The organism is Prochlorococcus sp. MIT2304, from assembly GCF_059772405.1.
Genome location: NZ_CM186286.1, coordinates 969,873 through 992,764, shown reverse-complemented (window position 1 = coordinate 992,764; position 22,892 = coordinate 969,873). Strand labels below are relative to the sequence as shown.

Here is a 22,892-nt window from a genome sequence, read left to right as displayed (position 1 = left end):
TTCAATCATTCCCAATCATAAATTTTGGATTAATGAGATTATCAAATTCTTCTGGATCGATATGGTTTAGTTGACTTGAGGCTTCTCTTAAACTGAGATTCTTTTCATGTGCTAATTGGGCAATTTGACTTGCTTTTTCGTATCCGATTGATGGAGCTAATGCAGTGACAAGCATTAAAGAATTATCTAGATATTGCTTGATTTTTGGTTCATTTGCTTGAAGGCCCTCAATCATATTTTCTCTGCAACTTTTACATGCGGTTTGAATAAGATTAATACTTTTTAAAATGTTGTATCCAATTAGTGGTTTATAAACGTTCATTTGTAGATGTCCACCACTTCCTGCTATGGAGACTGAGACATCCATACCAATTATTTGTGTACATACCATTGCCATAGCTTCGCATTGAGTAGGATTGATTTTCCCTGGCATTATTGAGCTGCCAGGCTCATTGGCGGGTAGCTGTAGCTCTGATAATCCAGCTCTTGGTCCACAAGATAAAAGTCGCAGATCATTAACGATTTTGAGAAAAGTTACGGCTAATAATTTTAGTTGGGACATTATATTTACAAGGCCATCATGACTAGCCATGATGGCGAATTTATTAGCTGCGGTTTCAAAGGGTAAATTTGTTTTTCTAGAGATATCAAGAGCAATGAGATTATCGAAATTCTCTGGAGCATTTATTCCTGTTCCAATAGCAGTTCCTCCCAGTGGAAGTGAATAAAGTTCTTCTAGGTTGATTTCAATGCGTCCTAATGCAGTCTCTAACTGACTTGACCATGCGGAAACTTCTTGTCCAAGAGTCAGGGGTACTGCATCTTGAAGATGAGTACGTCCTATTTTTATAAGATCCTTCCATTCGTGACTTTTTTGATGAAACAAATCTATGAGCTTTTTTAATTCGGGTATTAAGGCCTTTTTCAAATTAAGTATTGTGGCTATCTGTATAGCTGCTGGGAAAACGTCATTAGTAGATTGAGAGCGATTGACATGATCATTAGGATGAAGTGGATCATGACTACCTAAAGGCTTATTTAAACGTTTTGAAGCTATGTTGCTAATTACCTCATTTACGTTCATATTCGTTTGGGTACCACTTCCTGTTTGCCATATTTTTAAAGGAAATTGATCATTGTATTTACCTTCAATAATTTCCAAACTTGCTTCGGTGATCAATTGTGCGATTTCTGTATCAATAAGACCTAAATGATTGTTTACACGAGCAGCAGAGGCTTTTATTTGAGCAATTGCATGAATGATTTCAAGAGGTACGATTTCATCGCCAATAGCAAAATTTAATATTGATCGTTGAGTTTGAGCTCCCCATAGCGCATTTTCTGGAACAGAAATCGAACCTAGACTATCTTTTTCAAGTCGTTTCATATTAGACATAGCTGTTGGTTTGAAAATTTAAATTTCCTGGGAATAAAAATTATAGCTATTGATTTTAGTTGAATCTATAGCTATAGTTATTGTTTAGTCTACTAATAAATATTAATTGATTTAGATTTAGCATTTACATTTATATTCCAAGTCTATCCCAGATAACCTTCAAATTCGATTGATGTAATTCAGTTGAGAAGCATTCAGACAGTTTAGTGAGAGAGAGAATATTCATTACCTCTGGATCATTCTCAAGGTTATTTTTGAAATTACCTTCAGGTTGATTCCATGCGGAATGAGCATGTTTTTGTACTAATCGATAAGAATCTTCGCGACTCATTCCATTCTCAACTAGTGCCAAAAGAACTCTTTGACTAAAAACTACTCCTCCATAAATGTTTAAATTATTCAGCATATTCTTCGGGTAAATACCAAGCCCTTTAATAATCGCTGTCATTTCAGTGATCATAAAATGAAGTGTAATAGACGTGTCAGGCAACATTAATCTTTCATTGGAACTGTGGCTAATGTCCCTTTCATGCCATAGAGCTACATTTTCGAGAGCTGCAACTACATAACTTCTTAAAACTCTTGAAAGACCGCTGACTCTCTCACTCCTTATGGGATTTCTTTTGTGAGGCATAGCAGAGCTTCCTTTTTGACCTTTGGCAAAGTTTTCCTCTACCTCAAGGACATCTGTTCTTTGAAGGTTTCTAATTTCTGTAGAAAAACGATCTAATGATGATCCAATCAAAGCAAGAGTTTGTACATAATTAGCATGCCTATCCCTTGAGATCACTTGAGTACTAGCTGTATCAAAATGAAGTCCTAAAAGTTCACAAGTAATTTTTTCTATTTCGGGATCGGTGTTCGCATAAGTTCCCATGGCACCACTGATTTGGCCAACGGAGATATCTTCCTCGAGACTGTTAAGCCTTTCTTTGTTTCTCAGAGTTTCTGCTAGCCATCCTGCAAGCTTAAATCCAAAAGTAATAGGTTCTCCATGAATTGCATGAGAACGGCCAATCATTACGGTACTCTTGTGTTCTCTTGCTAAATCTCTGATAGCGTCCTCAAGCAATAAAAGCTCTTTTTTTAAAAGTTTTACTGATGACTTTAATTGAAGTGCTAGTCCTGTATCTAGGACATCGCTACTTGTCATCCCAACATGTATGTATCGACCTGCATCCCCAACATATTCATTCACATTCGTTAGAAAAGCAATTACGTCATGTCGAACTTCGGCTTCTATTTCGAGTATTCGCTCGGGTGTGAATTTTGCCTTTGATCGAATGGTTTGCATTGCATTAAGTGGGATTTTCCCTAGTTTGCAATTAGCCTCACATGCGGCTATTTCAACATCAAGCCAAGTTTGGTATTTGGCTTGTTCAGACCAAATACTTCCCATCTCTGGGTTTGTGTAACGCTCAATCAAAGTGCTACAAAGTTAAAGGTTACTTTAATTTAGGTCGTCAAGGTCAAGCTGACTTGAGTCTATTGTGTTCAACTTCCCAATGCACATATCTTCCCCAAGCCTGCTGTCTTACCCTGCATCTACCCCCTTTGCAGTCAATTACTTGGAAGGGAGGCAAGTCATTAGGTTGATTTGCAAATTTTGCAAAACTTCCTGGAGGCAAAAGATCAAGTACTTCTCCAGCTTGCTTCTTTGGGTTTAGATGAAAATGACCATGGCTAGATAGCTCATTTTGATTGGTGGGATGCATGAGCTTTTTAGACAAAAACTTTGGTCAATTGAATAGATTCTCTATTGAAAACGAGGATTATTACGACTTCTGCGGTTTTTGTTCCGTTTCCTGTTTGTTTTTGTAAACAAATGACTAAAAAATCGCGATTAGATCTTCACTTGCTGACTAAAGGATTAGCTAAATCTCGTCAAGAGGCGCAGAGGCTCATCAGAGCTGGCAAAGTTAGAACAATTAATGGACAAATTCTTGATAAGCCAGGCCATGAAGTTTTAAAAGATCTTCAGATAGAAATTACTCAGCCTTTGAAGTATGTATCTCGTGGAGGTGAAAAGTTGTCTGCAGCCTTTGATCAATTTCCTCTTAATATTAAAAATCGAGTTTGTCTAGATGCTGGGATTTCCACTGGTGGTTTTACAGATTGTCTTTTGCAATTAGGGGCAGCAAAGGTTTATGGAGTTGATGTTGGCTATGGTCAAACTGCATGGAGTATTAGAAATGATCCAAGAGTGGTCCTGTTGGAACGCACTAATATCAGACATTTAACACCTGAAAAATTATTTAATGATGGAGATCCCATACCTGACTTCGCTGTAGCTGACTTATCTTTTATCTCTCTGAAAATTGTTTTGCCTAGCCTTAAATCTCTTCTTAATAATGCCCGGTCTGAATTATTAGTATTAGTGAAACCTCAATTTGAGGTTGGAAAGGACAAAGTTGGGAAGGGAGGGGTCGTTCGGGACCATTCTTTGCATTTCGAGGCTATTCAAGGCGTCATAAATGAATCAAAAAAATACGGATGGTATCCAAAAGGATTGATTGCCTCACCTTTAAAGGGACCTGCGGGTAATCAAGAATATCTATTGTGGATGAACGATAACTCTAGGGGATTCGATAACATAGAAAAATTGATAAATTTTTCGTGAATTTACAGAGCTATTTCGTTTCTATCACCTGTTCTTATCCTTACAACTGAATCAATCGGACTTACGAAAATCTTTCCATCTCCAATCTCTCCAGTTTTTGCTGCTTCAGCAATAGCTTTTAAAACAATGTCAATTTTTTCTTCAGGGACAACAACTTCGATCTTTAGTTTTTGAAGAAATTCAACTGTGAACTCGGAACCTCTGTATCTTTCGACTTGTCCTTTTTGGCGTCCAAAACCTCTTACTTCGCTTACAGTCATTCCGACTATGCCTGCATTTACTAAGGCGATCTTTACGTCTTCTAGTTTAAAAGGGCGTATTATTGCTTCTATCTTTTTCATATCAATTTAAGAGAGTTTTTTTGATATTAGATAATTTTTGATCAAATTTTGTCTATTGGACTTAGAGAATTGATGAAATTTACATTCAGTCCAGCATTTGTTGCATCTTCTAGAAGCATTTGGGCATCCTTGGTAGGAATTATTACTAGGCCATTACTGATTATTTCCCAATGGTTGGATTCAAAATGAGTTTGTAGCCAAAGAATTCCGTGAACAGTTTTTGGCTCTATTTGAGTTCCATTTATCTTTTCAGAAAGACTGATGTCCATACAAAATTTTTTCAATACACCTATTAGGGGGGATAGCGTGAATTAGTTTTGTACTCATTGATACATATGTGCTTTTCCCATCATATAAATGCTTTATTTATTAGCAAAATTTATTAGAGGGTTGAATCTTTAATTCAGGTATTATGTAGTGTGTTGTTTAAATCCTATTCAAAATATTCCAATGAGTGAAGAAAATATTAAAGAGGTAATTATGTATGGGGAAAGGGAAATTGCTGCTGGGAGCTTGATATGTTTTCCTAATCCCAATAGTAATAGAGACTATGAGATTTCAATAGATTTCCCTGAATTTACATGTAAGTGTCCTTTTTCGGGTTATCCTGATTTCGCTACTTTAAGGATTTTATATCAACCAGATAAGAAGGTGATTGAACTTAAAGCGATTAAACTTTATTTAAATAGTTTTCGTGAAAAGAAAATATCTCATGAAGAAGTTGCAAATAAAATAATAGATGATTTTGTTGAAGTTTCTGCACCTAAGTGGATGCAATTAGAAGCTGATTTTAATCCTAGAGGAAATGTTCATACTATCATTAGAGTCTGCCATGGAAAAAGAAAAGATTTAGATTTAGTTATTTAGAAAACTAATAAATTTCGGCATTTCTTTCGAGAGACCTGAAAGATTTCTATTACTTAATCCACCTATATAGATAATAGATTTCTCCTTTTCATGTAATAACCAAATCTTCTTGGTGGAAATTATACTTAGTGAACCTCCAAGAAGTATTATAGCGAAACTGGTATAAACAAAGGGTACGCCAGGATCACGCTTAAGAAGTAATCCACTACTTGGTATTATATTTATTATTTTAATAAAATTATTTTTCACTTCTGATTCCTTATTTATGCTTAAGTTTGTAAGTCTTATACCATCATTATCATAAATTGTTACAGGTCCCAATTCACTCGAGACTGTTAATAAGATTTGCTCTTCTCCATCTTTTTGGGTTGGTATAATAGTTCCCCAAGTTTGTTCCCCTAGCTCTGGGATAGATTTTATTGGAATTTGTAATTTAGGACTATTATCAATTTGAATTGTTATTGCTGCTAAAGACCAGTCGGCTTGATATATTGTTAATCCTTTGTACCTTAATGGAGAATTAACACTAATCTCCTTCTCTTCATTTTTTCCATTTGGTTCAATAACTTTTACTATCGATCTATACTGCTCAGCTCTTCCTTGAGGGTCTCTTTCTATTTGAAACTTTAGTAATTTAATTGTTAATCCCTTCTCTTCATTATTGTTTAATAAATCTATTGATCTTCCAGGCGCAAGAAATCTTTCTACAGTTTTTCCATTTAATGCTCCATATGTTGCACCTATCATCAATAAGATTAAACCTAGATGGATTAATATAGGTCCTAATCTACCAATTACTCCTTTTCTTGCAGCTATCCTTCCATCTGTTTCTCTCACATTCCAACCCTCCTTCTTTAAATTTATTGAAAGTTTCTCTAAGCTTTTTGAAGGATCATTAGTTTTAATTGTCTGCGCGACAGAAAGTTTAGCTATTTGACGAGGAGATTTGTAATCGATCCAGTTTAATGCTGATTTGAGTATTGGTAATTGTCTTCTAAAACTACAAACTGCAAGAGCTAAACCAAGCCAAGTTAGTAAAATCAAAAACCAGTAACTTGTATAAACATGATTGAATTCAAAAAGTAGTAATATATTTCCATTGATTAGTCCAAGAAAAGGATCCTTATTGAAATTATCATAGTAAAATTGATCTGGTTCTTGTTGTGGAATAAAAGTTCCTGCTGCGCAAGAAATTGCTATTAAAAATAATAGTAAAATAGCAATCTTTAAGCTAGAAAGCCAATTTAAAACTTGGCTGATTTTTTTCATCTAATTCATATCCAAGGAGAAAGAAGGCTTAAAAGACCTACGGTTAACAAAATCATCCCACTAATTGGTGGAACCCATTTTCCAATAGGTCGCAAAGATAATAATTTTGGAACACTCGCTGCAAAAGTACCTGCAATAAATAAAGGAACAATTTGCCCAATCGCAAAGCTTGCAAGAAAAATTGTTCCACTAATAGGATTACCTTCCTTGGCAACCCATGCGAGAAGAACAGCAAGGACAGGAGTTGTACAAGGCGAGGAGGCTAATCCAAAGGCTAACCCTGCTGAAACCGGTGCGAAAGCGGGGGTGACTTTGCTTCTCCAAGCTTCAGGATCAGGTCCAGATGGAAGGGAGATTTTTAAGAGTCCAAGGAGATTAAGACCCATAATTATGGCTAAAAGACTAATAAAAATTGAAAAGAAACCAGGTAATTGGCCATAAATTTTTCCTAAAAAACCGCTTAGACTTCCCAGAACCACTAGTGATATAACTATTCCGCTGCAGAAACTAAAAGTTTTTTGTAAAGGGTTTTGTTTACTTTTAAATCCAGCTAGATATGCAACCGTTATTGGTAATAGTGATAATGAGCAGGGGCCTAAACTGGTTAAAAGGCCTCCAGTGAAAATAATTAGGAGTGATAGAGGGTTTGGATTGTTTAGCCCATTATTAATTATGTGCTCGCCATGACGAGCTAAATCAGAGAAAACCAAACTTATGGAAGAAATGCTCAAAAAAAGATTTGTCACACCAATTTTCCTTTCTAGATTATCTATTTAAGCGTCAATTTGCGGAATTTTTAATTAATAAATCTGAAGATTCAATAGAGGATCTGACCAATAAGGCTGCTATAAGTAAGCTTGAAATTAGTGAGTTTCCCCCATAACTGATCAGAGGGAACGGTAGCCCTGTTGTAGGCATTGCGCCAGAGGAAACTGCGATGTGCATAATTGATTGGCCTACAAGAATAGTTCCTGATCCAATAGAAATTAGTTTAGTATAATTATTTCTACAATTAAGAGATATCTTAAGAGTTAAATATGAAATTACGAGTAAAAATGTTAAAAGTAAAATAGATCCAAAAAATCCAAATTCTTCTGCAAAAACAGCAAATATAAAATCAGTACTTCTATATGGTAGATATTGTAATTTTTGCATTGAAAGACCATATCCTTCTCCAAATAAACCACCCGAACCGATCGCATAAAGACTCTGAATTAATTGATAACCTCCTTCTTGTGGATCTTTCCATGGGTTGATAAAAGATAAAACGCGACTTTGCTGGTAAGCATTAAAAAAAATACTTATTGAACCAATGGCTAAGCCTGATAAGGCCGTATTGAAAAGATGCTGAAAATTAATACCAGCAGCTAAAGCAATCATCCAAAGTAATATTCCTGTTAATGCAGCGGTGCTTAAATTTGGCTGTTTTATAATTAATAAAATAATGGAGGCAAATATGGTTAACCAAAAAATTTTCTTTTCTGAATTTATTCTCTCCCATTGACCAAAAAGTTTTGCACTATGAAGGATAATAAAAGGCTTGATTAATTCCGATGGTTGAACTTGGATAGGACCAATAATCAACCATCTTGTTGAACCATTGACGGTACTACCGAAAAAACTTGTTGATGCAATCAGCAGCATTCCTATAAAAAGGCAAGGGCCTGAAACCCTAAGCCAACTTTTTAATTTGATATTGATTGAGAGATAAAAAATGCTCCAACTAGCGATTAGCCATATTATTTGTCTTTTTATGTAATAAGTACCTTCACCCATTTCTCTGGTGGCTACCCACCAACTAGCTGATCCAAGTATGAAAATTCCTGAAATGCTCCAAAAGGCTATTAATCCCATTATTAAACGCCCTTCCTTAGGCCAAAATGGCCAAGGCAATGGAAGAATCTTATAGTTTATAAAATTACTCAGAAAATCTTTTGATTCATGCTTCTTTTGCGCTTTGGATGCAAATGTTGTTTTTTTATTGGAAATATTACTCAAAGGATATTTTGCTTGTATACCATTGAGCCGTTAAATTGCCATTTTGCCAAGTCTTTAAACTTTAATTAATTTACTTTTTTGGAATTCCACAAAACTAAGAAGTTTTTTACGAGTTAAATTTAATTGTTAATTTCTAGAGATGAAATTAAAGAAATTGGATTAAAAACTAATAACTTAGTTTTACAACCACAGGATTAAATTTTTAACAAACTATATCTTGATTTATATTGTGTAAATAAAAGTTTGTTTGAAAATTCTCCGCAGATTGTTAATTTAACCAACTTTTCAAGCTATTGATAGAGAAAATTTTTTTGTTTTGATGCAAGTCTCGTGATAGATTCCCCGGGCCTTTGCAGAGAGCTTAGGTGTCTTGTTTGCGAAACAACTTCTCGCTATCACAAAGAAACTCCTATGGGAGGATTTTTTGTGGCATCTGAGACCGTTGACAATTGCTCAAGTCATGATCCTCTTCTGGATATTGACTCATTGGACACATTGTCCGGAGTCAAATCAGACGAATATCTTGAACTTCAATTTCGAGTATTCCGTCTGACATTTTTATTGACTATTTTTTCTGTTGGCATAGCAGGTTTCTTTTGGGGAATCCAAGCTAGTGCAAGCCTATTCATTGGTGCTTTATCAGGAATTCTTTATTTTCGCTTGCTTGCTCGCGGGGTTGGAAGGTTAGGTACTTCATCAAAGATCGTCGGTAAAGTCCAGTTGTTAATTCCGGTTCTTTTGGTTTTGATGTCTTCTAGATTTCCTCAACTTGATTTGATACCGGCTTTATTAGGATTTTTGCTTTATAAACCAGCGTTAATTATTCAGTTTCTATCTATGCCTTAATCGCTTGTTAGAAATTAAATTTTTAAGTTTTGTTTGTTTGGCTTTTTTTTTCTACGCAACCTAACTACCAGATAAATGGGTTTTTTACCATTTGTTTTTCCTTTGGCCGAATTAGAGGTGGGTCAACACCTTTATTGGCAAATTGGAAATTTTAGAATTCACGGCCAAGTTTTTATGACTTCATGGCTCCTAATAGGCGCTTTGCTTGCCTTGGTGGTCATTGGAACAAAAAAAATGGAACGTGATCCAAAAGGTGTTCAAAATCTTTTGGAATTTCTGTGGGATTACATACGTGATCTGGCTAGAACACAAATTGGTGAAAAGGTTTATAGAGATTGGATGCCTTTCATCGGAACCCTCTTCCTGTTCATTTTTGTGAGCAATTGGGGCGGAGCATTAGTTCCCTGGAAGCTGATTGAACTACCAAGTGGAGAACTTGGTGCACCTACGGCTGACATAAATACAACTGTTGCTTTAGCACTACTGGTATCTCTTTCATATTTTTACGCGGGGTTGAGCAATAAGGGTTTGCGTTACTTCGAGTATTACGTTCACCCAACGCCAATAATGCTCCCGTTCAAAATTGTTGAAGACTTCACAAAGCCTCTATCTCTCTCATTCCGTTTATTTGGAAACATTCTCGCTGACGAACTTGTTGTAGCGGTACTTGTTTTTCTTGTGCCTCTTGTTCTTCCGGTTCCTGTTATGTTTCTAGGCTTGTTTACTAGTGCTATTCAAGCTCTGATTTTTGCAACTCTTGCTGCTTATTACATCGGGGAAGCAGTTGAAGAGCATCATTAATCATGATTTTTTGCTACTGAATTAACTTTTCAATGGCAAATTTCCTGCTTTGAGGCCTGAAATTCTTTCAGTATCATCTCAAGAACTATGAGATTCACCCCTCGCAGGTATAAACTCCCGTTCACAACTCTATAAGCGTTTAAAGCGCTACACATCTTTAGCAGAATTATGGATTCCATTACCACCGCCGCATCAGTTGTTGCAGCTGGTTTAGCTGTAGGCCTTGGCGCAATAGGCCCTGGTATCGGTCAGGGTAGTGCCGCACAAGGAGCAGTAGAGGGTATAGCCCGTCAACCAGAAGCTGAGGGAAAAATCAGAGGTACTCTGCTTCTCTCTTTCGCTTTCATGGAATCACTTACCATTTATGGCCTTGTGGTTGCATTGGTGCTTCTCTTCGCTAACCCTTTTGCTGGTTGAATATTTCAAAAAAGGGCTGATTGAGGAAATCAATTAATTGATTTCCTTTCATCCTAAATATTTGAAAATTCTTTAGTAAATTTCAATTGCCGTTATTCGGCTCGCTTAATTTCTTGCACCCCTAGCTAATGCCAACTTTGTTTTTGTTTGGTGCCTCTGAGGGAGGTCTGTTTGATTTCGATGCAACGCTTCCGCTTATGGCGGTTCAGGTTGTATTGCTTACTTTCATACTTAATGCTCTTTTCTTCAAACCTGTTGGACGGGTTGTCGAAGAAAGAGAGGATTTTGTAAACACCAGTCGGGCAGAAGCAAAGAAAAAAATCGCTGAAGTCGAACGACTAGAGACTGAACTCAAAGAGCAGCTTAAAGAAGCTCGACTTGAAGCTCAGAAGGTGATTCTTGAGGCAGAGCAGGATTCTGAGAATCTTTATAAAGAAGCTCTTGCTCTTGCTACTTCAGAGGCAAATGCATCAAGAGAAAAAGCCAGGCGTGAGATTGATTCGCAAAGAGATGAAGCTCTTAATCAACTCAAGAGCGAAGCTGAAAATCTTGGTGATTTGATTGTTGAAAGACTATTGGCAAAAAAATGACTACTTTAATTTTCGCTTCCGAGGGCTTTGGCCTCAACTTAAATATTTTTGAGACCAACATTATCAACTTAGCAGTTGTTGTCTTTGGCCTCTATAAGTTCTTACCAGGCTTTTTAGGAAAAATCCTAGAAAGAAGAAGGACTTCAATACTTTCTGACTTAAAAGAAGCAGAAGAGCGTTTTTCTCAAGCGCAAGACTCCCTTTCAAAAGCAAAAGACGAGCTTGCCTCCGCTAAGCAAAAAGCAGAAAAAATCAGAAATGACTGCAAAGCCAGAGCAGAGGCAATTCGTTTGGAGAGTGAAAAAAGGACTGTTCAGGAAATGGCGCGAATTAAACAAGGTGCTGCCTCTGATTTAAATGCTGAAGCTGCAAGAGTGACTTCCCAATTAAGGAAAGAGGCTGCAGAACTTGCTATAGAAAAAGCATTAACAATGCTTCCTAAAAAGTTAGATTCTAATACTCAAGATAATTTTCTTAAACAGTCAATTAAAAATATTGGAGATAACTAATGCCACTACTTAATACAATTACTACTCCTTATGCAGAAGCTTTCCTTCAAGTCGCTGAGAGCCGTAACGAGGTGGATGAAGTAGTAAATCAAGCTAAATCTATTCTAGAACTTTGGAATTCTTGCCCTGAATTTAGTGATGCAATGTCATCACCAGTTTTAGAGGTTAATCAGAAGAAAGCAGCTTTAGAAAAACTTTTTTCTAGTCAGGTCACTCCCTCTTTCTTAAATCTTCTAAAACTTTTAGCAGATCGACAGAGAATAGGTTTGTTGAATTCTGTTCTTGAAAGATTATTGGAAATCTATCGAGAACAAAGAAATATTGCCTTGGCAACAATTACCTCAGCTACAGCTTTAAGTGAAGATCAACAATCTGAGCTACTTAAGAAAGTACAATCCATAGCTGGTACAGATAATTTGGAAATCGATCTCAAAGTCGACTCTGAATTGTTAGGTGGCTTTGTGGTCAATGTTGGATCAAAGGTCATTGATGCCAGCATCGCAGGGCAAGTCAGACGACTTGGTCTTGCTTTGGCCAAGGTCAGCTAATTCTCTTCTGACTTTATTCCTCTTCCCCCTCCCTTCTATCTTCCCCACTTTAAGTAAATCCCATGGTTTCTATACGTCCCGACGAGATCAGTTCAATTCTTAAACAGCAAATTGCTGATTACGATAAATCAGTATCTGTAAGCAATGTAGGTACTGTTTTACAAATTGGAGATGGTATCGCAAGAGTTTATGGACTTGAAAAGGTCATGGCAGGTGAGCTTGTTGAATTCGAGGATGGAACAGAAGGTATTGCATTAAACCTTGAAGATGACAATGTCGGTGTCGTTTTGATGGGTGAAGCTTTAGGAGTACAAGAGGGAAGCACAGTTAAAGCAACTGGAAAGATTGCCTCGGTTCCAGTTGGTGAGGCAATGCTTGGAAGAGTTGTTAACCCTCTTGGACAGCAAATAGATGGCAAAGGTGAGATGGCTACAAATGACTCAAGACTAATTGAGTCAATAGCTCCTGGAATTATTAAGAGGAAGTCAGTACATGAGCCTATGCAGACGGGCATAACATCCATTGATGCGATGATTCCTATTGGAAGAGGTCAGAGAGAGTTGATTATTGGAGATCGTCAAACAGGAAAAACTGCAATAGCAATCGATACAATAATCAATCAAAAAGGTCAAGATGTTGTTTGTGTCTATGTGGCAGTTGGTCAAAAACAAGCATCAGTGGCAAATGTAGTTGAAGTGCTGAAAGAAAAAGGAGCTTTGGAATACACAATTATTGTTAATGCAGGAGCATCTGAAGCTGCAGCTTTGCAATATTTAGCTCCTTACACAGGAGCAGCAATTGCAGAACACTTTATGTATCAAGGTAAGGCGACACTAGTTATTTATGACGACTTAACCAAGCAAGCTCAGGCTTACAGGCAAATGTCATTACTTTTACGTCGTCCACCAGGTCGTGAAGCATATCCAGGAGATGTTTTTTATTGCCATAGTCGTTTACTCGAGAGGGCCGCAAAACTTTCTGATTCGATGGGTGCAGGATCAATGACCTCTTTGCCCATTATTGAAACGCAAGCAGGAGATGTTTCTGCTTATATCCCCACCAATGTTATTTCAATTACTGATGGTCAAATTTTCTTGAGCTCAGACTTATTTAACTCTGGATTAAGACCTGCAATTAACGTTGGTATTTCAGTTAGCCGAGTGGGAGGAGCTGCTCAAACTAAAGCTATTAAGAAAATTGCTGGTACTTTAAAACTTGAGTTAGCTCAGTTTGATGAACTTGCGGCATTCTCTCAATTTGCATCTGATCTAGATGAGGCTACTCAAAAGCAATTAGGTAGGGGAAAAAGACTAAGAGAACTACTTAAACAACCTCAATTTGATCCTCTGAATTTAGCTGAGCAAGTAGCTATTGTTTATGCAGGGGTTAAAGGATTAATTGATGAAGTGCCTGAAGAGGAAGTCACAAAATTTGCTCGTGAATTGCGTGATTATCTAAAAACAAACAAGGCTGATTTTATCAAGAATGTTCTCTCGGAAAAAGTATTAAGTGAAGCATCTGAATCAATGCTTAAAGACGCTATTAACGAGGTTAAATCCTCAATGCTTGCGGCTTAAACGCTAAGTCTATCTAAGAGAGACAATTACCTATGGCTAACCTCAAGGACATACGAGACAGAATTGTATCTGTCAAAAATACAAGAAAAATCACAGAAGCGATGAGACTCGTTGCTGCTGCAAAAGTTCGGAGAGCACAAGATCAGGTCCTAAGGAGTAGACCTTTTGCTGATCGATTGGCAAGGGTTTTAGAAAATATACAATCAAGGATGCAGTTTGAAGCTGCTGACTCTCCTTTGTTAAATAGGCGTGAAGTTAAGACAATCACTCTCTTGGCTGTTACTGGTGATAGAGGATTATGTGGAGGTTACAATGCAAATATTATTAAACGAACAGAGAAACGCTATGCCGAATTAAAAAGTCAAGGATATAGTCCTGACCTAGTATTAATCGGTAAGAAAGCAATAGGTTATTTCGAGAATAGATCTAGCCTTTATAATATAAGAGCTACTTTTAAAGAATTAGAACAAGTACCGACCTCTGAGGATGCTAGCTCTATTACGAGTGAAGTATTAGCAGAATTCCTCTCCGAAAGTACTGATCGAGTAGAGGTAATTTTTACTAAGTTCGTTAGCTTGGTTAGTTGTAACCCAACAATACAAACTCTTTTACCTTTAGATCCTCAAGGAATAGCTGATTCAGAAGATGAGATTTTTAGATTAACTACAAAAGATAGCCAACTAATTATTGAAAAAGATGCGGCTCCTTCGAATGAAGAGCCGAAATTACCATCGGATATTGTTTTTGAACAAAGTCCTGATCAACTTTTGAATGCTCTTTTGCCTCTTTATTTACAGAATCAATTACTACGTGCATTACAGGAGTCGGCTGCTTCAGAGTTGGCGAGTAGAATGACTGCAATGAATAACGCTAGTGATAACGCTAAGGAATTGGCTAAAAACCTTACTATTGATTACAACAAGGCGAGACAAGCAGCAATTACGCAAGAAATTTTAGAAGTTGTTGGTGGAGCTGCAGCATAGTTTCTCATTTTTATCTAATTTTGCAAATTGCAAAGTATAAGTAATTAATAAAGTGAATCTTGAATTTATAGAATTGGATATTGATTGGCCTTATGAATTGAGCATAGTTGACTTAAAAAAATATATTTTATCTAAGCTAAGAAAATTTGGTGATCCACTAAGGTGGGCAATTACTTCAGTTACTACTCGTTCTGAAAAAGAAATCCAGGTAATATCGCTGGAAGTTGTGTTGATTATTAATCAGGATAAGGAGAAAGGCGTTAATCCCTGAATTGAATTGATTTTTTATGACTAATACTGATCCTTTCCCAACATTATTGATTATTCCTACAGGTATAGGGTGCAGTGTCGGTGGCTATGCAGGAGATGCAATACCCGTTGCGAGATTACTGGCTTCTGCGAGTGACTGTTTAATAACTCATCCCAATGTTATGAATGGTGGATCTTTGTATTGGCCAGATACTTGTATCCAATATGTAGAGGGGTATAGTTTAAATCTTTTTGCCGCTGGAGAAGTGTTTCTTAAGCCAGTAAGACAACAAAAAGTAGGTTTGCTATTAGATGCTGGTTTAGAGCCTGACTTAAAAAAAAGACATTTACAAGTTGCTGATGGCTGTATCGCAACCTTGGGTCTAGATATTGGCCCTGTAATTACAACTGAAAGAGCTATAAGAATGAATCTGAGGAAAGGTTTAAGTGGTTCAAGTTGGGGGAGTATAGAAGATCCAGATGTTCTTTTAAGAGCTGCCGAAAAACTGAAGAAAGCTGGTGCAACAGCAATTGCTGTGGTAACGCGTTTTCCTGATGATAGTGATGAATTAGAAACTCAACTTTATAGACAAGGTAATGGTGTTGATGTCATTGCGGGACTCGAGGCTGTCATTAGTCATTTTCTCGTAAAACATTTACTGATTCCTTGTGCACATGCGCCGGGGTTAGCTCCATTGCCAATTGATTATGATCTAGACCCTCGAACCTCGGGAGAGGAGATTGGGTATACATTTTTGCAAAGTGTTTTAGTTGGTCTTAGTCGTGCACCCGATCTGATCGGTAAGTCAGCTATGAATACCAAAGAAAATGCTTTTTCACAGGTGAAAACTTTATTAAGGAATAGTGATTTGGGAGCTGTTGTTGTTCCACAGGGTGCATTGGGTGGCGAAGCAGTTATGTCTTGCATCGAAAGATTTATTCCTTTAATAGTAGTTTCTAATCAAGGAGTATTAAATGTAAGCTCCAAAAAGATGAGGCTAGATTGCGTAACTGGCGATAAAGATAAATATATTTTGTATGCTGAGAATTATTTAGAGGCTGCGGGATTAATAACAGCTTTACGTAATGGGATTAATATTAAGTCTCTACGAAGACCAATTGATTGCTTAAAAGAAATTAATGACGAAAAGAAGTAGATTCAAAGATTTATCTTGAGGCTATTGGCTTTTTCCACCCACTTCCAAAAGCTTGATGACTGATTTTCAACAAAGGAGGGGCTTGATAACGTTTGAATTCAGCCTTTTTTAATAAATTGGCGACTTGGAGAACTATCTTCTTATTAAATCCTTTTTCTATTAAAACTTCAGTTGGTAAATGCTGTTCAATCAACCCTTTTAGTATTGGATCAAGAATGAAATAATCTGGTAAAGAGTCGCTATCTAGTTGCTCTGGTCTTAATTCAGCACTTGGAGGCTTGCTTCTTATTTCAGAGCTTATAATTTCTCCTGTTTTAGGGAGGCAGAAATCATTTCTACAAGTGGATGATGACTCGCTATCTATCCAATCACATAGATCAAATACACTTGTCTTGTAGAGATCTCCAATTACAGATAAACCTCCGTTCATGTCTCCGTAAAGGGTGCAATAACCTACAGCCAGTTCTGATTTATTTCCTGTAGATAGAAGTAAATGCCTCCTTTGATTTGCTAGAGCCATCAATATTGTTCCTCTAATACGAGATTGGAGATTTTCAGCTGTTATACCGGTTGGTATACCCCATGTTGAATTAGATAAAACATCGTTAAAACTATTCATTACAGCTGAGATCGGGATCCTTTGATGATTTATCCCAAGTCGATTAGCTAACGCCGTGGCATCTTTTACAGACCCTGCTGAACTCCATGGAGATGGCATTAAAATTGCATGAACTTTAGACTTACCTAAAGCTGCAACTGCAATAGCGGCTACTAGTGCTGAGTCGATACCCCCACTTAATCCAATAACCGCACTTTTGAAATTACATTTCCTTGCATAATCGTTAACTCCAAGAACTAAAGCTCTGAAAAGAATTTCTTGTGATGTTGGATTTTTGCTCGATATCGAGGTTTTTTGTTTGAGGGAAGATATGTCACAAAGACTAATTGACTCTATGAAGGCAGGAAGTTCATGCCGTAATCTCCCATCGTTGTTAAGAGCAAAACTAGAACCGTCAAAAATTAATTCATCATTCCCTCCTACTTGATTTACATAGATCACGGGGCATGAAAGACGTATAGCTGCTTTGGCTGCTATGCGTTGGCGTAGGAAACTTTTAGCTTCAATAAATGGAGAAGCTGAGAGATTGATCAGTAAATCTAATTTTTCTTGTTCAAAGGAACTTAAAGGGTCTTTCCCTTGGATCTTCTCATTTTGTAAGTTTTTCTCAACCCATATATCTTCACAAATAGTTATTCCAATCTTCCAGAGTTTTTCTTGGTGATTAAAATTTAAAATACTACTATTTTCCGCAGAACGAAAATAGCGTTTTTCATCAAACACATCGTATGTGGGTAGGAGTTGCTTCCTAGCAACGATTCTCCAAGTACCTTTTTCTAGAATAACAACTGAATTATAAAGTTTAGGAATTTCTTTATCTGGAGTTGGTTCTGCAATACCAATTAATACAGATAAGTCTCGACTAAGATTACTTAATCTTTCGCTTAATTTGTTTAGGACATCTTTTTCCTCTTCGAATAGTCGTGGATTAAATAGTAAGTCTTTTGGAGGGTAGCCGATTAAAGAAAGCTCTGGTGTTATTACTAGATCAACATCTTCGTCTTTAATCTCTTTACACATCTCAAATATTTTTTCTGCATTACCATCAAGATCTCCAACGACTGGATTTAGTTGGGCTAAGGCTAATTTCATTATTTGTTATCTGCCAGACCGTATAGATTTTCTTCAATTAGTAATGGAACAAGCTCTTGAGGGACAAGAACTTCTTGAGGTCTCTCTCTAAATTTCGAACTTGATGATTCAGGTATATTAAAAGGCAATAGATCAATTTCACCACCAAGATTTTTAATTTCATCTAATTGATTATCGCTAATTGGCCATCCATCTCTCATTGTAATAGCTATTGCTGCTTTACTGAGAATAGACCTAGCATTGAGCCACTTTGGAATTTGTGCAGCCAAATCACTACCAATTACAAAACTTAACTTCGCTTCGGGCCATAGTTGAGAAGCTTTTTTTAGGGTATGAATCGTCCTAGGACTACTCAATTCTTGAACTAGCTCTAATTTAGGATGTGAAATTTTTTGTACAAGAATTCTTAAAAGCTGAGTTCTTTTTAGAAGTGGAATTTGATGTGTTTTATCAGGGTTATCACTTGCCCATGTTATGACTTTTGGAAAGATTTTTGTTAATTCATTCAATAAGGCTTCGTGACCTAAGGTAGGCGGATCAGCACTTGTCCCGAATAAGGCTATTTTGTTTAATTTGTCTTTCATGGCAACAAATAATTCTTATTTTTTGTAGTACTTGATGTAAGAAATTTAAAGTCACCAAGCATTATTCGAAAGTCTGTATTTTTTTTGAGAAGATAGTTCAACATTAATCGAGGTCGCCCATCTTTTTTATTTGTACTGCTTAAAAATTTATAAGCTGCGAGACGACCTATGATTTTTGTTGAATGAATCGCAAGAGTTGCTTGTGCAATGGCTATTAGAGCAGTGGGTGCAAGGCTTAATCCTCCCGTAAGAGGTGCAGCTAGTAACAGTATTTTCTTGAAAATGTTTAGAGTAATTTGTATGCCTATTTGTGCCCCCCCAAGTAATGAATTTTGAAAACCAAGCTTTTTAACTAATTGTCTAGCAGATGGACCACCTACCTCTAAACCATATAATTTACTTAATTGGATAACAAGGGCACTATCAAAAGCAAGACCAGTAAGAAGATCAATCATTAAAAAGGGATTAATTGCTACTCCTGAGGCTTTTAAGGTTGCATATTTGCCGATTAAGCTTTGTGCTTCTGCTTTGTTTTTGAGTAGTCGACTCTCCTTAAGTGATTTGTATAAATAGTCTGCAATTCTGAGACTATTTACACAAATTAGTAATTCCCCGCTTTGATCGAGAATATCTTTAAGTTCATTCCTAAGAATATCAACTTTAGGTGTTGTTTGTTCACTTCTAACAGTTCCGTTTGGTTTTATTTTTGCTTCCCTTGGAGACGATGATACTAGAGAAATTTTAATTTTCTGTTTGCAAAATGATAATTTTTTGTGAATACTAGAGAGTATTAGCTTTGTCTCTTTTGCATTCCATTGATCACAACGATTTAAGACTATTAGTATGGGTTTTTTATGCCTTAAAAGCTGTTCAATAGAATTCAATTCGATTCGAGTTAGATCACTATCAATTACAAAGAGAATTAAATCTGTATCTAATATGTAATTAAAATGTATTTCTTCTTGATTAATATTATTTATTTCATCTATGCCAGGGGAGTCTATTATTTCAACTTTGTTTAAGCTGCTAAATTTTTTCTCCAACGTATAAGATTTAATAGTCTTTGTATTTCCGTTGAGTACATCGGTTGGAAAGATTTGCTTTCCAATTAATGCATTTAACAAGCTTGATTTCCCAACTCCAACTCGTCCATATGCTGATATACGTAGTTCTCTTTTTTCTAATTTGTTTATTTGAACTTCTAGCTGATTTAAAATATCAGCGAACTTAGTTCTCTCGTAATTAGTAAGATTTAGGTTCTCTTTCCATTTATCAATGGAAAACTTGCATTTTGTAGGTATATCTGTTTTGTTAATCATTTATTTGATTTTCTCCACCAACCAGCTAAAACCGCCAATACCGCTTCTGCTCCTATTAAACCAACAAATCCACCAAATTCATCTACCACAACTCTGACTCCGTTTTTGTCTTCATTAAAACCAATCAGTAGTCTATCTACTCGAATCATTTCTGGCACAAATTCTACATTTTCGCTTAGGTCGTAAGGAGTTAAATGAGAGTCTCCTTGAAGTAAAGAGGCTAGGAGCTTTTCACGGTTAGCGACACCAACAACCTTGTCTACTTCCTCCCCTAATACTACCCACCATGTGGCATTATTTTCTAATAAGTTTGATTTAACAGATTGCAAAGAAACTCTTCCTGGAAGTGTTGGAGCAGCAACTCGTGGAGTCATTAAATCTTTAGCAGTAAGATCATTAAGCTGAAAAACTTTGGATATCATTGCAGCCTCATCTGCTTCTATTTGACCTATTTGAGATCCTAGCCTAGCCATCTGTCTTATTTCTTCTTCGTCTGTTGTTAGCTCGCTCTTGGCAGTGATAATTGGTAGTAGACGTTCAAGAATTATTAGCAATGGACGCATAACTATACTTAAGAAATCGAGCACAGGTGCACTCGTTAAACTTATTTGCAATGCAAGCCTTGTGCCGAGTGCTTTGGGTACGATTTCTCCAAGAAGTAAGACGAGAATGGTTAGGCCAATAAAAAATATTGGCTTTACATTTCCGATCCTATTTTGAAAAATAAAACTTGCGTAGCTACCAACCATTAAACTTCCAAAAATATTGAAACTATTATTAGCAATGGTCACTACAGTTAGAGTCCTTCCAATTCGGTGACGTAATTTTTCTAATCTTCTAGCTCCCAGTACTTTTGGTTTTCTTCTAGCAAGCTCATGCACGTGTAATGGGTTGACAGCCAGTAATGCTGCTTCTATCCCTGAGCACATTGCAGAACCCATTAAAATAACCGCAATAAGAGCAGTTAAGAGCAGAATGTCTTGGCTCATCCCCTAAAGATTTTTTAAAGAGTAAGGATCTTTTGCTTTTATTTTTCCACTAAGTCAGTTCTCTTGCCATCCTAAAGAGTAAATAGGGTTATTTTTGTGGCTGATTCAAGCGTTTTTCGTCGCCGTAGAGACATATTTCTGTCACATTTAGGTGAATATGCGGCCATTATCCCCGCTGCAGAACTCGTGATTCATCATGCAGATTGTGAATATCCTTTCAGGCAAAATAGTGATTTTTGGTACTTAACTGGTTTTGATGAGCCAAATGCAGTGGCATTGTTTTTACCTCATAAACCCAAGGGAGAGCAATATATATTGTTCGTATTGCCAAAAGAGTCTGCAGCAGAAGTTTGGACAGGCTTTAGGTGGGGAACAAAAGGAGTTCTAGATAATTTCGATGTTGATATATCTCATCCTTTAAATGAATTACCAAACCTATTGCCTCATTATTTAAAAGGGGCTGAAGGGATTGCGTTTCGAGTTGGGAAACATCCACATTTGGAACCTTTAGTTTTGAAAACTTGGTCTGAGCATTTACAAAAACTTCCTAGAAGTGGCTTCGCTCCGTTTTCAATGATTGCACCTTGCCCAATACTTCATAACCTGAGACTTCGTAAGGATGAGTTTGAAATAGAAAGGATGCGTATTGCATCAAAAATTTCTGCAGAGGGTCATGAAATAGTTAGAGAATATGCACGCCCTGGGATGAATGAGAGAGATTTGCAAGCTCAAATAGAAAAATACTTTCTTGAAAAGGGGACAAGAGGTCCTGCTTATGGCTCAATAGTTGCTTCAGGTGACAATGCATGTGTACTTCATTACACGGAAAATAATTCACCAATTAGAGATGGAGAGCTTGTTTTGATAGACGCTGGTTGCTCTTTGGATGATTATTACAATGGCGACATAACAAGAACCTTTCCTGCTAATGGCAGATTTTCTGGAGAACAAAAAGTTTTATATGAAATTACTCTCACAGCTCAAGAAGCCGCAATTCAATGTGTGCAACCAGGTGGTAACGCCGAAAATGTACATTTGACTGCCTTGAAGCATCTTGTTACAGGTTTGGTTGATATTGGCCTGCTTGTTGGTGAAGTGGATTCGATCATTGAACAAGAAGCTTACTCTCATTTGTATATGCATCGAACAGGTCATTGGTTAGGTCTTGATGTTCATGATGTTGGGGCATATCGACTTGGTGATTATCATATGAAGCTTGAGCCTGGAATGGTTTTAACAGTTGAACCTGGTATTTACATAAGTGACCGTTTAGCAGTACCGGAGGGGCAGCCTGAGATAGATGAGAGGTGGAAGGGTATTGGGATTCGAATTGAAGATGATGTTTTAGTAACAAAAAATTCTGTGGAAGTATTGAGTCGTAGTGCGACTAAGAATATGAATGATTTGGAAGAATGATTGAATTAATTGAGAAAATTCCAATAAAATTTGTTTAATTGAATGTCAATGAGGAATTAATCTTCACAAATATTTTTCTACTTTCATAATCCTATCATTATCAAATAATAGAAAACCTTTTGAATTCCTAATCTAGTAATTCAAATAGGTCCTACTGCCTGTTAGGTTATTATCTTGTTAGCAAGTAGAAAACTTAGAGATGATGGTTTCTGAAGAGGCTGGTACTGTGCAAGAAGATGTAACAAGTACTGAGGCGATCCCACAATCTGAAAACCAAGGGAAAGTTAGCTCTGAAGAGACAAAATCCGGTCGACCAAGTGCCCTTGGAGGTGCTGCAGCATTAGCAACTGCAACTATAGATGCAGATGGAGTACCGTCAGGACATACACCAAAAGCAGATGAGGGAAGATTTTTATTAAAAATTCTTTGGTTGCCAGACAATGTCGCTTTGGCCGTTGATCAAATTGTTGGAGGAGGACCTAGCCCACTTACAGCCTATTTCTTTTGGCCAAGAGAGGACGCATGGGAAACACTAAAGTCTCAATTAGAAGAAAAAAGTTGGATTACTGATAATGAAAGAGTGGAAGTTCTAAACAAAGCGACAGAGGTGATTAATTATTGGCAAGAGGAAGGAAAAGGAAAGACCTTAGAACAAGCCAAAATTAAATTCCCTGATGTAACTTTCTGCGGTACGGCATAAAAATT

General features: G+C 36.8%; 26 protein-coding genes. 14 read left to right on the top strand and 12 right to left on the bottom strand.

The features are described from left to right. Position 1: 1 nt before the first annotated feature. The 3 genes from AC6EIY_RS05995 to AC6EIY_RS05985 all read right to left on the bottom strand — a co-directional run bounded on the left by AC6EIY_RS05995 (position 2) and on the right by AC6EIY_RS05985 (position 3,111). Positions 2-1,396 (bottom strand): class II fumarate hydratase, encoded by a 1,395-nt coding sequence (locus AC6EIY_RS05995; protein WP_498506074.1) that lies wholly within the window; start codon positions 1,394-1,396, stop codon positions 2-4. 130 nt (positions 1,397-1,526) lie between these two features. Beyond that, a complete protein-coding gene (purB, locus tag AC6EIY_RS05990; protein WP_498506073.1) occupies positions 1,527-2,822 on the bottom strand; it encodes an adenylosuccinate lyase in 1,296 nt (431 codons plus the stop codon). Positions 2,823-2,865: 43 nt separating this feature from the next. Then, positions 2,866-3,111 (bottom strand): hypothetical protein, encoded by a 246-nt coding sequence (locus AC6EIY_RS05985; protein WP_498506072.1) that lies wholly within the window; start codon positions 3,109-3,111, stop codon positions 2,866-2,868. 110 nt (positions 3,112-3,221) lie between these two features. Here AC6EIY_RS05985 and AC6EIY_RS05980 point away from each other — a divergent pair, with 110 nt between their 5' ends. Beyond that, positions 3,222-4,016, top strand: coding sequence for a TlyA family RNA methyltransferase (locus AC6EIY_RS05980; protein ID WP_498506071.1), 795 nt, complete (start codon positions 3,222-3,224; stop codon positions 4,014-4,016). A 2-nt stretch (positions 4,017-4,018) separates the two neighbouring features. On the opposite strand, the gene AC6EIY_RS05975 is transcribed toward AC6EIY_RS05980, so the two are convergent. Then, complete coding sequence (locus tag AC6EIY_RS05975; protein ID WP_498506070.1) at positions 4,019-4,357, bottom strand: P-II family nitrogen regulator; 339 nt, start codon at positions 4,355-4,357, stop codon at positions 4,019-4,021. Between the two features lie 41 nt (positions 4,358-4,398). Next, entirely contained in the window at positions 4,399-4,626 is a 228-nt protein-coding gene (locus AC6EIY_RS05970) for a hypothetical protein (protein ID WP_498506069.1), read from the bottom strand. A 181-nt stretch (positions 4,627-4,807) separates the two neighbouring features. Here AC6EIY_RS05970 and queF point away from each other — a divergent pair, with 181 nt between their 5' ends. After that, positions 4,808-5,224, top strand: a complete 417-nt coding sequence (gene queF, locus AC6EIY_RS05965; protein WP_498506068.1) for a preQ(1) synthase — start codon at positions 4,808-4,810, stop codon at positions 5,222-5,224. On the opposite strand, the gene AC6EIY_RS05960 is transcribed toward queF, so the two are convergent. From AC6EIY_RS05960 to AC6EIY_RS05950, 3 genes are read right to left on the bottom strand one after another with little or no spacing between them, the layout of a single operon-like run. Next, positions 5,213-6,493 (bottom strand): cytochrome c biogenesis ResB family protein, encoded by a 1,281-nt coding sequence (locus AC6EIY_RS05960; protein WP_498506067.1) that lies wholly within the window; start codon positions 6,491-6,493, stop codon positions 5,213-5,215. The genes queF and AC6EIY_RS05960 overlap by 12 nt on opposite strands. A 5-nt stretch (positions 6,494-6,498) precedes the next feature. Further along, entirely contained in the window at positions 6,499-7,239 is a 741-nt protein-coding gene (locus AC6EIY_RS05955) for a cytochrome c biogenesis CcdA family protein (RefSeq protein WP_498506066.1), read from the bottom strand. 34 nt (positions 7,240-7,273) lie between these two features. Further along, a complete protein-coding gene (locus AC6EIY_RS05950) occupies positions 7,274-8,491 on the bottom strand; it encodes an FtsW/RodA/SpoVE family cell cycle protein (protein WP_498506065.1) in 1,218 nt (405 codons plus the stop codon). A gap of 330 nt (positions 8,492-8,821) precedes the next feature. Between AC6EIY_RS05950 and AC6EIY_RS05945 the strand changes: the two genes are divergently transcribed. The 10 genes from AC6EIY_RS05945 (at position 8,822) to AC6EIY_RS05900 (ending at position 16,168) form a co-directional block, all read left to right on the top strand. Next, on the top strand, positions 8,822-9,337 hold the full coding sequence (locus tag AC6EIY_RS05945) for an ATP synthase subunit I (protein ID WP_498506064.1): 516 nt from the start codon (positions 8,822-8,824) through the stop codon (positions 9,335-9,337). A gap of 75 nt (positions 9,338-9,412) precedes the next feature. Further along, on the top strand, positions 9,413-10,138 hold the full coding sequence (atpB, locus tag AC6EIY_RS05940; protein WP_269606848.1) for a F0F1 ATP synthase subunit A: 726 nt from the start codon (positions 9,413-9,415) through the stop codon (positions 10,136-10,138). A gap of 168 nt (positions 10,139-10,306) precedes the next feature. Next, complete coding sequence (gene atpE / locus AC6EIY_RS05935) at positions 10,307-10,555, top strand: ATP synthase F0 subunit C (protein WP_011125758.1); 249 nt, start codon at positions 10,307-10,309, stop codon at positions 10,553-10,555. A gap of 128 nt (positions 10,556-10,683) precedes the next feature. Further along, complete coding sequence (locus AC6EIY_RS05930; RefSeq protein WP_498506063.1) at positions 10,684-11,145, top strand: F0F1 ATP synthase subunit B'; 462 nt, start codon at positions 10,684-10,686, stop codon at positions 11,143-11,145. Beyond that, positions 11,142-11,654, top strand: coding sequence for a F0F1 ATP synthase subunit B (locus AC6EIY_RS05925; protein WP_498506062.1), 513 nt, complete (start codon positions 11,142-11,144; stop codon positions 11,652-11,654). Before AC6EIY_RS05930 ends, AC6EIY_RS05925 begins: the two co-directional genes overlap by 4 nt. After that, the gene (gene atpH, locus AC6EIY_RS05920; RefSeq protein ID WP_498506061.1) at positions 11,654-12,202 is read left to right on the top strand and encodes an ATP synthase F1 subunit delta; all 549 of its coding nucleotides are present in this window, start codon (positions 11,654-11,656) and stop codon (positions 12,200-12,202) included. The genes AC6EIY_RS05925 and atpH overlap by 1 nt, the downstream gene beginning before the upstream one ends. 62 nt (positions 12,203-12,264) lie before the next feature. Further along, on the top strand, positions 12,265-13,779 hold the full coding sequence (gene atpA, locus AC6EIY_RS05915; protein ID WP_498506060.1) for a F0F1 ATP synthase subunit alpha: 1,515 nt from the start codon (positions 12,265-12,267) through the stop codon (positions 13,777-13,779). 32 nt (positions 13,780-13,811) lie between these two features. Continuing rightward, on the top strand, positions 13,812-14,762 hold the full coding sequence (locus AC6EIY_RS05910) for a F0F1 ATP synthase subunit gamma (protein WP_498506059.1): 951 nt from the start codon (positions 13,812-13,814) through the stop codon (positions 14,760-14,762). A 52-nt stretch (positions 14,763-14,814) separates the two neighbouring features. Beyond that, complete coding sequence (locus AC6EIY_RS05905; protein ID WP_498506058.1) at positions 14,815-15,033, top strand: DUF8621 family protein; 219 nt, start codon at positions 14,815-14,817, stop codon at positions 15,031-15,033. A gap of 16 nt (positions 15,034-15,049) precedes the next feature. Further along, positions 15,050-16,168, top strand: a complete 1,119-nt coding sequence (locus AC6EIY_RS05900; protein WP_498506057.1) for a DUF3326 domain-containing protein — start codon at positions 15,050-15,052, stop codon at positions 16,166-16,168. 10 nt (positions 16,169-16,178) lie between these two features. Here AC6EIY_RS05900 and AC6EIY_RS05895 read toward each other — a convergent pair whose 3' ends face one another. The 4 genes from AC6EIY_RS05895 to AC6EIY_RS05880 are packed head-to-tail and all read right to left on the bottom strand — an operon-like array spanning position 16,179 to position 20,771. After that, the gene (locus AC6EIY_RS05895) at positions 16,179-17,879 is read right to left on the bottom strand and encodes an NAD+ synthase (protein ID WP_498506056.1); all 1,701 of its coding nucleotides are present in this window, start codon (positions 17,877-17,879) and stop codon (positions 16,179-16,181) included. Continuing rightward, a complete protein-coding gene (locus AC6EIY_RS05890; RefSeq protein ID WP_498506055.1) occupies positions 17,879-18,463 on the bottom strand; it encodes a nicotinate-nucleotide adenylyltransferase in 585 nt (194 codons plus the stop codon). Before AC6EIY_RS05890 ends, AC6EIY_RS05895 begins: the two co-directional genes overlap by 1 nt. Continuing rightward, positions 18,460-19,782 (bottom strand): GTP-binding protein, encoded by a 1,323-nt coding sequence (locus tag AC6EIY_RS05885; RefSeq protein WP_498506054.1) that lies wholly within the window; start codon positions 19,780-19,782, stop codon positions 18,460-18,462. Before AC6EIY_RS05885 ends, AC6EIY_RS05890 begins: the two co-directional genes overlap by 4 nt. Continuing rightward, positions 19,779-20,771, bottom strand: a complete 993-nt coding sequence (locus AC6EIY_RS05880; RefSeq protein ID WP_498506053.1) for a CNNM domain-containing protein — start codon at positions 20,769-20,771, stop codon at positions 19,779-19,781. The genes AC6EIY_RS05885 and AC6EIY_RS05880 overlap by 4 nt, the downstream gene beginning before the upstream one ends. Positions 20,772-20,867: 96 nt before the next feature. Here AC6EIY_RS05880 and AC6EIY_RS05875 point away from each other — a divergent pair, with 96 nt between their 5' ends. Further along, positions 20,868-22,187 (top strand): aminopeptidase P N-terminal domain-containing protein, encoded by a 1,320-nt coding sequence (locus tag AC6EIY_RS05875; protein WP_498506052.1) that lies wholly within the window; start codon positions 20,868-20,870, stop codon positions 22,185-22,187. A 199-nt stretch (positions 22,188-22,386) separates the two neighbouring features. Further along, positions 22,387-22,887, top strand: coding sequence for a 30S ribosomal protein PSRP-3 (locus AC6EIY_RS05870; RefSeq protein WP_498506051.1), 501 nt, complete (start codon positions 22,387-22,389; stop codon positions 22,885-22,887). The last annotated feature ends 5 nt before the right edge of the window (positions 22,888-22,892 follow it).